Raw genomic sequence first — 13,597 nt, 5'->3', positions numbered from 1 at the left:
CATTGGTTATGTATGAAGTTATGTGCTGATGCCCTTTTCGTTATAAAGGGCTAGACTCGTAAATGGAATTTTGCACGTGAAATAAAGGAGTCAATATGAGTATTCGCGTGGCAGTGGCAGGCATCGGCAATTGTGCCTCGTCCCTGATTCAAGGTGTCGAGTATTACAAGGACGCGAAGGATGATGAGAAGATCCCCGGCCTGATGCACAACAACTTCGGCGGCTACCGGGTCCGCGACATTGAGTTTGTGACGGCGTTCGACGTCGATGCGTTGAAGGTCGGCAAGGATATTTCCGAGGCCATCGGCGCCTCGCAGAACAACACCTACAAGTTCTGCGACGTGCCGAACAAGGGTGTCGAGGTGCTGCGCGGGCCGACCTACGACGGCTTGGGCGAGTACTACAAGAAGATGATCACCGAGTCCGACGCCGAGCCCGTCGACGTGGCGCAGGTGCTGCGCGACAAGAAGGTCGACGTGCTGGTCAGCTACATGCCCGTCGGCTCGGAGCAGGCCGACAAGGCCTACGCGCAGGCCGCGATGGACGCCGGCTGCGCCTTCGTCAACTGCCTGCCCGTCTTCATCGCCAGTGACCCGGAGTGGGCGCAGAAGTTCCGCGACGCCGGCGTGCCGATCATCGGCGACGACATCAAGAGCCAGGTCGGCGCCACCATCACCCACCGCGTGATGGCCCGCCTCTTCGAGGACCGCGGCGTGCGCCTCGACCGCACCTATCAGCTGAACGTCGGCGGCAACATGGACTTCATGAACATGCTGCAGCGCTCGCGCCTGGAGTCCAAGAAGGTCTCCAAGACCCGCGCCGTCACCTCGATCGTGCCTCATGAGATGGATCCGCACAACGTCCATATCGGCCCGTCCGACTACGTGGCGTGGCTCGACGACCGCAAGCTCGCATTCGTGCGCTTGGAAGGCACCACCTTCGGCGACGTGCCGATCAGCCTTGAGTACAAGCTTGAGGACTGGGATTCCCCGAACTCCGCCGGCATCGTCATCGACGCCGTGCGTGCCGCCAAGATCGCGCTCGACCGTCACCTCTCCGGCCCGATCCTCGCGCCGAGCTCCTACTTCATGAAGTCCCCGGCCGTCCAGCATGAGGATTCCGAGGCCCGCCAGCTCGTCGAGAAGTACATCGCCGGCGAAGTCGAGGCCGATGAAGCCGAACTCGACGCCGATGTGAAGACCGCCAAGGACAACGGCAAGGACGTCTGGCACGCCTGAGTGAGTGACGCTTATGCGTCATTCCGGTTGAATTGATCTGATGGCCGTCATCTGCATGAAGCAGGTGGCGGCCATCGTCGTATGCCATGGATGTCACTGTAGTCTGGATGTGTTCGGCCTTGCGTTTGCTGCTGGTAAACGGACTTTGGCGTCGTGTTATAGTCCGTTTACCAGCAGCAATATGTCTGCATAATACAAAATACGCCTTTCCCGACATCTGTAAATGGGATATCGGAAAAGGCGCATTCGGTAAGGTTCGTACTACCGCTTACTTGCTCAGCAGCGGGCCGACCTGCTTGTCGTAGGCGATCAGGGCGCTGTTGATGACCTGGTGCATGTCGTAGTAGGCGTAGGTGCCCAGCCTGCCGCCGAAGACGACCTGCGGTTCGCGCGCGGCCAGGTCCTTGTAGCCCTGGTAGAGCTTCTGGTCGTCGGCGGTGTTGATGGGGTAGTAGGGCTCGTCGTCGCGGCCGGCGGCACGGCTGTACTCCTCCCAGACCACGGTCTTGTCGGGGTTCTGGGACTTGCGACGCTCCGGGTTGAAGTTCTTGAACTCGATGGCGCGGGTGTAGGGCACGTCGCCGTCCACGAAGTTCATCACCGGGCAGCCGAAATGGTCGCCCTCGTCGTAGCGCCGCTCCTTGAAATCGACCGTGCGCCACTTGAGGTCGCCGAGCTGGTAGTCGAAGTACTTGTCGACCGGGCCGGTATAGACCACGGGCACGCGGCCGACGACGGCCTTCTTGTTGAACGGCTGGCTTTCATCGAAGAAGTCGACGCCGAGGGTGACGTGGATCTTCGGGTCGTCGATCATGCGCTGCATCCAGGCGGTGTAGCCGTCGGTGGGCAGGCCCTCCCAAGTGTCCTTGAAATAGTGGTTGTCGTAGTTGAAACGCACGGGCAGGCGCTTGATGATCGACGCCGGCAGGTCCTCCGGCGCGGTCTGCCACTGCTTGCTGGTGTAGTTCTTGATGAACGCCTCGTAGAGCGGCCGGCCGATGAGCTGGATGCCCTTGTCGTTGAGGTTCTCCGGATCGGTGCCGGCCAGTTCGCCGGCCTGCTCGTCGATGAGCGCCTTGGCCTCACCCGGTGTGTAGTGCGCGTGGAAGAACTGGTTGATCGTGCCCAGGTTGATCGGCATGGGGTAGACCTCGCCGTCGTGCGTGGCGTAGACGCGGTGCTGGTAGTTGGTGAACGACGTGAAACGGTTGACGTAATCCCACACGCGCTTGTTGGAGGTGTGGAAGAGATGCGCGCCGTACTGGTGGATCTCGGCGCCGGTCTCCTCGTCCATGTAGGAGTAAGCGTTGCCGCCGATGTGTTCGCGCACGTCGATGATCTCGACGCTGTGGCCGTGCTCGGCCGCCTGCTGGGCCACGGTGAGGCCGAACAGCCCCGCCCCTACGACCACCAGATCGGGCAGTTGCGTATTGTTCTTGTTGTCGCTCATCTGTTTCCTTTCAGCCTCCGCGGTCCATCGGCAAGGCGTTCCGTCAATTGTGTTGCGCCGTCAACGTGACGCGTATCGTCTCCATACTACAAGCCAGTGGGCACTCCGATTGTGGCGGTTGGGCGCAGGTTGATGATGCTCGTCGGCGAGTTGCCGTATGCGCGGTGGTGCGTGCCTTGGTAGGGCGCGTGCAAATCATCGGTTTTATGCCGTTCGGTGAATGGATTCGAATTGCGATGTTGTTTGTACGTATTTCGTTTTTCCGGCTGATGCGCGGCAATTGGATACTGAGTTTGTCGGATAGCTCTAAAACGGATTGTCGAAGGTCGTGTGCTCGGTCCCGGTATGGGGTATACTGGTTAAGCCTTCACGTGGCGTTATGTCACCCAATCCCCCCAGGGCAGGAATGCAGCAAGGGTAAGTGGCCTCTGTCGGGTGCGTGAAGGTTTTCTTATACCTTCGCGACCATACCGGCCTTTAGACTTTGACTATGGCTATGAGTGGGAACGAAACGTTGGATTTCAGTGGTTACGCCGCAATGGATGCGGTGAAAACGATGCTGGACGATGCCTGCGAAACCGGCGCCCGCACGCTTCTGGTGGCCGGTGCGCCAAGGAGCGGCAAAACCGAATTCGCGCTGGCGGCGACGCTCGAGGGCATCCAGCGGTTCGGCGACGGCAGGGTTTCCATGGCGGTTTCCGGGCGTCAGGCTGCCGACAGGCTTTCCGACCGAATCATTCGTGAGGTCCGTTCCACTTCAAGCGCCCGGCCGGTGACCACACTTTCCGCCATCGCCTTTCGTATGATTTCGCGGATTCGTGAGAGTCGCCACGAGCCCCTGCCGAAACTCTTGAACGGGGCGGAGCAGGACGCCTTGTTGCGTCAGGTCGTGGCGGTGCATGTCGGGCACGCCCGAGCCGGCGAGCTGTGCGATACCTGCGAGCTGATGCGACGGTATTTTGCCGCGGACGATTGGGTCGATACCGTCTACGGTGATGACGGAAGCGCGGCGGGCAGAGGCTCGCGCGGCTCGGCCTTCCGCAGGCAAGGCGCAACAACGGTTCGCGACACGACATCGCAACCCCGCTCCACGTCGAAGGGCATCGGGAGCAGCGACGTACTCTTTGCGCGCGGTATCAACGATGCGTTTGTAATGCAATTGCGAGACATGCTGGCTCGTATGGACGAGCTGGGTCTGGGGGCCGCGCGCGAAGACGAGGTCCTCCGTTTGCTTGCGGATTCGCGGAATGCAAGCGATGCCTACAGCTTGCGCGATGAACGGCTCGGTGTCCAGTGGCGGCTGGCATTCGCCCTGCGAAAAGAGTATATGCAGGCCGTGGTCGACGGCTATCCGGGCGAGTCCCGGCTCGATTCCTCGCGCCTGCTGGTTGAAGGTGCGCTGGCGGCTGCACAAGTGGACGCGCGGGTGCTGCCGACATTCGTGGTGATCGACGACTTCCAGGATCTGACGCTGGCCGGGCTTTCGTTCCTCGAGGCGTTGGCACGACGTGGCGTGAGGCTGCTTCTGGTGGGCAATCCCGACGAAGCCGTGCAGACCTTCCGCGGTTCCTACCCCGAGTATCTGTTCATGCGCGCGCAGCAGCCACCGCTTTCGGCCGAGACGATGACACTGCCGACGCGAAGGATTTGCCAGGCCGCGAGTATCTCGGGCAGATCTTATGACGCGCAAGATGGCGCGGGACACAATGATTCTCCGGATTCGGCGAATGAAAACGGACTTGTCGAAACCGGCGCTTCCCGGGCCGTCGGGCACAGCAATAATGGTGAACCGGTTTTGGGCAATCATTTCGCCGCGTCGTCCTCATATCTCGATTTGCTGGCTTCACGCGTCTCGCTTTCCATCGCCGCCAACGAACAAACTTCCGTGGCATTGCCCGACCGCCCCGGAAAACTGCCGCGCCTGACCGCAAGCCTTCCCATCGAGACCTTGGACGCAAACGACCCGAAACCGAAGGACGGCAGCGTAAGAACCCTGCTGTATCGCAACTTGCGCGAGGAGCTGGACGATGTGGTCTGGCGCATCAAGGAAACGCATCTTTCTAGCGGCCGGCAATGGAATGATTTCGCGCTCATCGCCCACGACAACGACACGGTGCGCGCGTTCGGCGAGCGGTTGCGCGGCGACGGGGTGCCGGTTCGTTACTCGGCGGTCACCAAGCCGCTCAAGGACGATCCGAGCGTGCAGGGGCTGTTCGCGTTGCTGGAATTGGCAAGGCTGCGACACGACGGTATCGATGCTTCCGGCATGTCGTTGGGCGAGACGGCAAGATATGTGCGTAGCCGCGTGCAGACCTTGTTGGAAAGTCCGTTGGTGAGCCTGCGTTCGTCTTCCGCGGCTTACCCGGCGCGTCTGTCCCCGGTGGAATCGGTGATGAAGGCCATCGCCTCGTTGGCTCAGGTGATCGACGGGGAAACGGACAACGAAACCACCGCGGCGAATGGCGAAGGAGCCAGGCAGTCTTTGGACGTCACCGCGCAACTGCCGCGTCTGCAAACTACGTGGAAGGCGTTGCGGGATCGGGCTGTCGCGCAACGTACGACGGGCGATATCGAAGTCGATAACAGCCTTCTTTCAGATGACGGACAGCAGAGCGAAGGTGATATGCCCTTCGGCGTGGATGCGATGTATATCATGCTGGCGTTCGATGTTGCCGACATGGACGACGCATCGCAGACCGAAGCTGAATCTGCCGGTGACGCCGCAGCGGTTCTGGAATTGATTGGCAAAGTGGGTGGCGACCTTTATTCTCGGGCTTTCGGCCATGTCTGGGATTTGGTGGCCAAAGTCGAAAAGGGACTGGCCGCCTTGCCGAGCCGTGAGCCGCAGTATGCGCTCGGGCTGGCATGGGATGCCTGTCATGTGGCCGTTTCCTGGCAGGTGGCAGCGCTCGCCAACAACGCCGACGGCCGTGCCGCCAACGACCGGCTGGACGTGATGATGCGGCTTTTCGCCTACGCTTCCGGCGCGGGCGAAAAGCAAAGCGTCGGGGACTTCATTTCCAGCGTCCGTTCGATGCGCATTGAGGCCGATTCGTTGGCCAAGGTCGCGCCCATCGATCAGGCGGTCACGCTCACCACCCCCGCCGGTGCCGCGGCCGGCCATTGGCCCTTCGTGTTCATCGCCGAAATCCAGCAGGATGTCTGGCCGAACCTGGCAGCGCGCAACACCATGTTCGGCGGCGAGAACCTTGCCGACGTCGTCCTGCACGGCGGCATGCGCGACGAGCTCGAGCCGGGCATGGCCGGAGGAGACCCGGAGCTTGCCCAGGTGCTTTCGGCCGAGCAGAAAAGCTTCCTGGTGGCGCTGACGAGGGCGAGCGAGCAGGTGACGTTGAGCGCAGTGCTGAGCGATGACGCCGTCCCGTCCGATTTTCTCTATACCTACGTGCCCGAACGCTTCGATCGCGTGCGCGACGCGGATCCGGCGGCCCGGGATTACACGCCGCTTGCGGATTCCGGCCGCTTTGCCGGCCTTGATGCCGACCCGCGTGGGCTGGTGGCGGCCTCGCGCATCGAGCTGATGCGTCAGACGGATGCTGTTGCAAGCGCAGCGCGCAAGGACGCTGACTCGACTGACTTTGCGGCCGGTCCGTTGCAATCGGAGGCCATGTCTGACGCCGCATCTTCGGTGCGGATTCAGGATGCCGCCGTGTCGCTGGCATTGCTTGGCGACGCCGGGCTCGAAGCGGCCGATCCCGAAAGCTGGCCGTATACCTTCAACCTGCACGGTGAAGCAGGTGTGCGTTCAGAAGTCGGAACAAAAGCGGATGCCTCGAAATCATCACAATCCGATAAAACCGTTTTGCCCGCGGGCTTGCAGGCCGCCCAACCCTCGCGCAACGCATCGAACAACAATGATTCATCGTCCTCGGCTCCCACGGTAACGCTTTCCCCCTCGCAGGTCGACCGAATCTGGGCATGCCCGGTCTGCTGGATGCTCGAAAGCCAGTTCGCCGGCCCGCGTCCGTCGAACGCGGCCACCGGTTTCGGCACGTTGATCCACAAAGTCGCCCAGCTTGCCGGCGAGGCCGGCCTGGATTCCCCGAATTTCATGGCAGAAAAGCCCGAAAACGAACGTATCGAGGCGATCGCGGCTCGCATGATGGAGATGTACCATGAACTTGCCGATGACCTCGATGCCATTGACGACCCCGAGCAGCGCTACAAGGCGGAAAGCAAGGACGAAGGTGCGCAGCAGACGCTCACCGATATCGCGACCTACTTTGTGACTTCGAATGGCAAGGATTACCCTTACGGCAATCTCAAGAACTTCGCCGTGGGCCGTTTGCAGCATGCGGATAGCGAGTATGCGTTCGCGGCACGGTTCGGCCTTGACGACATCTGCGCGGCCTATAACGCCATCGACGGCATCGACCCGATCGACCTCGACGATCTCGCAGGTATCATGGCGGCACTCAACGGCGGCTGGCCCGAGGGCATGAACACGGATCTGCAGGTACGTCTGACCGGACGTATCGACCGGCTGGAATGGCGGGACTTGGGCGACGGCAAGGCGCATGTGCGCCTGATTGATTGGAAAACCGGGCACAAGCACACAGCCAAGCAGATGTTCAACGATTTGCAGCTGGTCTGCTACCAGCTCGGTCTGGCGTTCCCCGAAGCGGATCGGTCTGGCGAAAACGATGGGAGCAGGACTTCGAGTGTGCTGCCCAATGCCGGATTGCACGGGGTCGAGGCCTTGAAGGCCATGCCCGACATCACCCAAAGCGCCCTGTTCGATGTTGACTCGACGCCGGCTCCTGCCTATGGCTATCGGGTTCCGGAAACGCTGTTCCAGCCGCCGCTTTTCCACGGAGGGGCATTGAACAGCACCGGTTTCACGCCGCGCAGCCACTATGCCGATTTGCAGAAACTCGCGGATATTGCCGACCTGCCGGCCGACGCGCCACAAGGTGTGGGCGAACACGCCTGGCAGCAGTTCCTTTCGCTGCGTGGCACCCAGGCCGTCTGGGCGCTGACGATGATCTCGCGTATCTTCTACGCTGCGGCGGCCTCCCGCTCGAGCGTGCTGGTCGCGCGGCCGCAACCCGACCACGTGACCTGGTGCAGGATGAAAACGGTGTGCCCGGCCTGCGCCGGCGAGGTGGATACGGTCTATGAAGTCAGGAGGGGCTGAGATGGCGGAAGACGAACGGTTGGGCCGGTTCGATGATATCGAAGGCGTACAGGTCGGTATGAATGTATCCGAATATGATAACCGTAACGGGATGAAACGCAGAACCGGCGATACCGGTGATACTGTCAAGACCGCCAATACCGACAGCCCAGAGCAGGCAGCCGTCATCAACGCGCCCGAAGACGCCGACGTGCTCGTGGTCGCCGGCGCCGGATCGGGCAAGACCTACACCATGACCCGTCGCATCATCAACCTGATCGAGGTCGGCGTGCCGCCCGAGAAGATCCTCGGGCTGACCTTCACGCGCAAGGCCGCCTCCGAGCTGCTGGGCCGTGTGTCCGGCGCGGTGGCCGAAAACGCACGGGCGAACGAGGCCGTGGCGAGCGTTGCCGGCGCCCCGCGTCGCGCCAACGTGTTTCTCAAACCGCAGGTCTCCACCTACGACGCCTTCTTCCAGTCCATCGTGCGCCAGTACGGTCTCTTGGTCGGCTTCGACCAGAACACCCAGCCGCTGAGCGAGGCCGGAGCCCACCAGCTTGCAGTCTCCGTCATCGACGAGAACATGGACATCCTGCGCGGGCAGGGATTCGGCGGATTTGCCGATATCGTCGCCAGCGTGCTGAGCCTTTCCAACGCCATCAGCGGCTCGATGATCGGCGAGCATTGCGTGAGCGTCCCCGACGCCATTACCCGTATACGCGCGTGGGATCAGGCGTTCATCGCGCAGATGGACGCTGTCATCGGCGAGGAAGCCGTGCCTGAAGACGAACCGAAACCCGGAAAACCGCCGAAGCGCAGGAAGAAGGAGCGCGACGAGCAATTCGCCGAGCGCATCGCCGATTACCGTGCAGCTGGCCATGGTCTCGCCGTCTTTCGCAGCGCGGGGTTGCGTAGTGTCGCCCAAAAACGCGAAGTCCTGTTGACCTTGGTCGAGCGTTACCACGAACGCAAGCAGCAGCTCAATATGGCGGAATTCAACGATTTCACCGTCGCCGCCTACGCATTGATCACCCGTTTCCCCTCGATCGGCGAGCGTCTGCGCCACCGCTATACCCACGTCCTGCTCGACGAATATCAGGACACGTCCACCACCCAGGCCGCGCTGATCGCCGCCTTGTTCCATCCTGACGATTCCACTTCTTCTGCGTCACCATCACGGCATTCCGCGGTCAATGCCGTGGGTGACCCCTTCCAGTCCATCTATGCCTGGCGTGGTGCCAGCCCGGGCGCGTTCCGCATGTTCCAACGCGATTTCGGTATGGACGAGAGTGCCAAGCCGTATTCGCTGAGCGTCACCCGACGCAATGCCCGGGTGGTGCTCGAAGCCGCCAACGACCTGACCCAGCCACTGCGCTCGCCTCAGGCGACGCCATCGAGTTCGCCGATGCGCGAGGTGCCGGTGCCGGCGTTGACCACGATCGACACAGCCAAGGAAGGCACGTTGGGCGTGCTCGGTTTCGACACGCTCGGCCAGGAGATCGATGCCGTGGTACGGTTCGCCAAAACCTCCATCGCCAGGCATACGCCCAAAGACCCGGGACGCAAAGACGTCCGGCCGCATGTGGCCGTCCTGTTTAGAGGCAAGAGCACCATGCCGCAATTCGCTTTAAGGTTGCGTAAAGCGGGACTGACGACGCTGACCGTCGGCTATTCGGCCCTTCTGGACCGGCCTGAAATCCGTGATGTGCTGGCTTTGCTGCACGTCGTTGCCGATCACACGGACTCGGGCGCCCTGATGCGTCTTTTGGCAACGCCGCGCTTCGGCTTGGGCAGCAGCGATTTGGAGGCTCTGGCCAAGCTCGCCAGCCGGCGCAACGACGAATACCGCTTCCGTGCCTTGGCCGCCTCCGGACTCGTACCGGCGGACGCCAAGCCGGAAAACCGGGCAAAACTGGTCGCCGAGCATCGTGATCAGGTGCCCAACATGGTCTTCTTGGCCGACGTACTGAGTGACGACAAGCTCGGGTCCTCCCTGGATTCGCCTCGTGTCGCCTCGCTTTTCAGCGCGTCCGGACTTGCCGCCATCCGTCATGCGGCGGGAGTTTTGCGGCAGGTCAATGCCGTCGCCAACCATGCCCTTGTCGAGATCATCGAAACCGCCATCGAAGCGCTCGATCTGGATATCGATACGGTCGTGGCCCAGGCCATTCAGGAATCTGGAAAACAGGTGGATCCGGCTCTGGCTCGTTCGCCGATGAACGCTTTGGTGGATCTGGTCAACACCTATACGCAGGAAATCACTGAAGGTGCCACGCCAACGCTGCGCGGATTCGTCTCCTGGGTGGATTCCCTGAAGAGCATCCCCGACGAGACGGCGGCGGTGCCCGACGAACCGGTCGACGTGGTGCTGATGACCATCCACCAGTCCAAGGGCCTTGAATGGGATGCCGTGGCCATGGTCGGTATGAAGGCCACGGGCTTCCCGTCCAATCAGGGCGACAGGCTCAAGATCGATCTGGACGAAGATCATATCGGCGGCTTGAAAGAGGGCGTCTGGCAGGCTCCGCAATACCACGAGACGGCCAATACCTGGCTCGACAACCCCGCTGCCGTGCCCGTCCCGGTGCGTGCCGACGCCGATATCCTGCCCCGCTTCCCGCACGACGCAGGGATCGGCGACGACCCGCTTGAGGCGTTGCGACAGCTTTCCAGCGTGGAGGTGGTGGGCAACGAGTCCGAGGGGCTGATGCGGGCCTTCGACGCGATCGACGGAAGTGACGGCGACGCGCTTGATTCGGGCACAACCACGTCTTGTGACGGCAGTGGCGCAATCTATCTGTCGCAGCAGGAGGAATACGGCCGCCGGTTGCACGCCGACGAACGCCGGCTCGCTTACGTCGCGTTGACGCGCGCCCGCGAAGAAGTATTGATGACCTACAGCCGTCACGCCGAACTCTCGCGCGACCCCGCGGCGGCCGGATCGGGCCACGATGCCAAGCCCTCGAATTTCCTTACCGAAGTGCATGACGCTTTGGCATACCGGGATGATGTGGTCGTGGTCGAGGACGATACGCAGGTCTCCGATAGCGATAGCGGCAACTTGGCCTATGTTGAAGGCGCGAGTATCGAGGATATATCACAAAGTGATAATCCGGCGGTTGGGCATGCCGGTGCTGGCAATAGCGATGTCGAAACCGGAAGTGCAGCAGATGCGGATTCGGACGATCCCCGCTCGTTGGCACAATTGAACGCTCCCAGGCCAGACGGCCTTTTTGTCGGCTCAAACGCCAAGGAATATGTACGGGCCATCGTCGAGGAGGCTTGGCAGACGCCTTTGGACGAGGACGAACGAGAGCAGGCGGACGAAACCTTGCCGTGGCCCGCCTCGTTGAGTGAGTCGATGGCGGGTCGGTTGCATCGTTCGGCTGTATTGACCCGGCAGATGCGCGAGCGTCTGGTGGGTCGGGTCGAGAGCAGCAGGGCCGGCGATGGCGGGGCAGCCGACGTCCAAGGCGAGGCCGGCAACCCCGTCGCAGCCCAGGCCCGAGAAGCCGGCATCCAAGATGAAAACGATGCCGTCGCACTTGCGGTCGACCGCATAGCCGCCGATTTGCCCGAAGGCCAGTCGCTCGCCAAGCGCACGCGTATGCTGTTGGCCGACGACGATCTGATGCCGTCAACGCAAGTCGTGCAAAACGGCGACGGTAGCAGAGCCGATCGTTTGTTCGGCAATGACAGTGGGAACGGCAATGGTGGGGGCGCGTCCTGGAACGGCAATGGCAGCATGCCTGGTAACGCGTTCGACGACGTATCCGACGCGGTGGCCAGTCGCCCGCACCGCAACGCTTCCCGCGCCGAAACCACCGACGCATTGGATGTCGTCGTTCGTCGGCGCGGTGAGCGCATTCTTGCCAGCCGCCGCCAGAATGTCACTTCGTTGCAGGCCAGCGCCGGCAACATGAGCGCCAGGGAGAGCCGTGAGTATTGGCGCGCTCTTGTGCGTCCGATTCCTCGCGTGGCCTCGCCGGCAGCGCAGGCCGGCACGCGTTTCCATGCCTGGGCGCAGCGCTTCATCGATGCGTACGGTGTCGATGAGGTTGCCGACATGCCTGCCGACGACGGTGTTGCGGCCATTGCGGCTGGTGGTGAGCTCGAGACCCGCGCCTCGCTGATCGCCGGTCTCGAGCAAGCCGAACGGCACCCCCAGCCCGAACAGAGCGCGACGGATCGCAAGATTCTCGCGTGGCAGCGCAGACTGGTCGAAGGCCGTTGGGCGTCGCGCCGCCCGTACGCTGCCGAAGAGCAGATCGTCGTCGCCATCCCCGAGCTCGGTGACCGCATCGTCAATGGCAAACTTGACGCGGTCTTCTATGGCGGGCTCGATGAAACCGATGCGACGAAACGCTTCACCATCGTCGATTGGAAGACCGGCAAGAGGCCGATGACGCCGGAGGACATCGACCGCAAACTTGCCCAGCTCGACATGTACCGGCTGATGTTCGCGCAGATGAAAGGCATTCCGCTCGACAGCATCGACGCCACATTGTATTACGTCAGTGTCGCCAGCGAGGACCGCCGTGAGGAACATGCCAAGCCCAAGTCCAAACCCGAAATCCTGAAGGAGCTGAACGCCGGGATCCCGGTTTCCGGCGATGAGGACTAGCGGTCAGCGATGAGGACGAAACGTCGGCGCTGAGGGGCGAATGTTGGTAAACGTGGCAGGTGTTTGCGCTAAAAGCTAGACACAAAAGGCAAAGATGTATAACGCGCGGTGCTATAGTATCCGTGGTTTGCGCTCAGCGAGCGTTCAAACGCGCCGATTGGGCGAGTATGGCTCGCAGCGTAACAGATGATGGGTATGATGTAGTGGTTTGATTTTTGACTTGACTTTCAACAAAGTTTCTGGCCGGAAGATGAACGGCCGTGCCGGTAGGGGCCGGCAGGCGCCAGGCGCTCAATAACTACGGAGGAAAAGGACGTATGCACAATATTGCGAACGGTGACGGCGGAATCGGAGTGGTGTATTCCCCGATGATCTGGAGTGACGTCGAGGCCATTACCCGGCAGTTCGACGAGACCTGGGGACATTATGGACTTACCGGCAACGACAGTAAGCTTTCGATGCTGCTCTCCTACCACTTTGTATTGCATTATATCGCGCCGTCGACGCGCGGCGAGATTGCCCACAAGAACGGCGAATTCATGGGCGTCGCGCTTTCCCGGGTTCCCGGCCAGCCGGTGATGTTCGGCAACGTCGCGCAGGAGATGGCGAAAATCGACGAACGGCTCAACTCCACCCCGGCCGGGCACAACGCGCTGGCGGACACGGAACTCGGCTTTGAGATCGAGCGGCGCATGGAGCGCCAGTCCGGCATCAACGCCAAGGCGCCTGCCGAAGTCGAGCTGTTCCTGGTCTCCTCCGCCTCCCGAGGCCACGGTGTCGGAGGAGCGCTGTGGAGCCGCACCATGGATTATTTCGAGCGCTCGCAAGTGCCGATGTTCTATCTGCACACCGACTCGGATTGCGACGTAAGCTTCTACGACCGTCATGGCCTCAAGCGTGTCGCCGAGCGCGACGAGCAGCGTCATCCCGACGACGGCCGCGACCCGCAGCTGGCTCCCACCAAGATGTTCATCTACGCCGGCGTCCCCGCCAAGGTCAAGCAGGTCGTTGCATAGATCTTTGAGAGCGGTACGAACCGCGGTTGATATCATGCAATGAATACCGATGGATTGGTATGTTTGCCTTTGCCGGATTTCGGAAAGCGGCCGTGTGCCGCTTTTCGTGTATTCGGCAAGGTTTGTTCCATG

At 61.7% G+C, this 13,597-nt stretch carries 5 protein-coding genes and 1 other RNA gene; 5 read left to right on the top strand and 1 reads right to left on the bottom strand.

Annotation, left to right across the window (positions count from 1 at the left end):
• Nucleotides 1-95 precede the first annotated feature (95 nt).
• Nucleotides 96-1,238 (top strand): inositol-3-phosphate synthase, encoded by a 1,143-nt coding sequence (locus tag OZX75_RS05395; protein WP_277145649.1) that lies wholly within the window; start codon nt 96-98, stop codon nt 1,236-1,238.
• Nucleotides 1,239-1,506: 268 nt separating this feature from the next.
• Here OZX75_RS05395 and glf read toward each other — a convergent pair whose 3' ends face one another.
• Nucleotides 1,507-2,688 (bottom strand): UDP-galactopyranose mutase, encoded by a 1,182-nt coding sequence (gene glf, locus OZX75_RS05390; RefSeq protein ID WP_277145648.1) that lies wholly within the window; start codon nt 2,686-2,688, stop codon nt 1,507-1,509.
• 358 nt (nt 2,689-3,046) lie between these two features.
• On the opposite strand from glf, the gene ffs reads away from it, so the two are divergent.
• The 4 genes from ffs to OZX75_RS05370 all read left to right on the top strand — a co-directional run bounded on the left by ffs (nt 3,047) and on the right by OZX75_RS05370 (nt 13,465).
• An RNA gene (gene ffs / locus OZX75_RS05385) (signal recognition particle sRNA small type) lies at nt 3,047-3,143 on the top strand.
• 41 nt (nt 3,144-3,184) lie between these two features.
• Nucleotides 3,185-7,846 carry a PD-(D/E)XK nuclease family protein gene (locus OZX75_RS05380; RefSeq protein WP_277145647.1) on the top strand — a complete coding sequence of 1,554 codons (4,662 nt, stop codon included), beginning with the start codon at nt 3,185-3,187 and terminating at the stop codon, nt 7,844-7,846.
• Between the two features lie 91 nt (nt 7,847-7,937).
• A complete protein-coding gene (locus OZX75_RS05375) occupies nt 7,938-12,449 on the top strand; it encodes an ATP-dependent DNA helicase (RefSeq protein ID WP_277147441.1) in 4,512 nt (1,503 codons plus the stop codon).
• A 317-nt stretch (nt 12,450-12,766) separates the two neighbouring features.
• Nucleotides 12,767-13,465: a GNAT family N-acetyltransferase gene (locus OZX75_RS05370; protein ID WP_277145646.1), complete on the top strand. Its 699-nt coding sequence runs from the start codon at nt 12,767-12,769 to the stop codon at nt 13,463-13,465.
• Nucleotides 13,466-13,597 lie beyond the last annotated feature (132 nt).

Origin of the sequence: Bifidobacterium sp. ESL0800 (genome assembly GCF_029395355.1) — a bacterium.
Classification (GTDB): domain Bacteria; phylum Actinomycetota; class Actinomycetes; order Actinomycetales; family Bifidobacteriaceae; genus Bifidobacterium.
The sequence above is the reverse complement of the archived record's forward strand: the minus strand, read 5'-3'. Positions and strand labels throughout refer to the sequence as shown.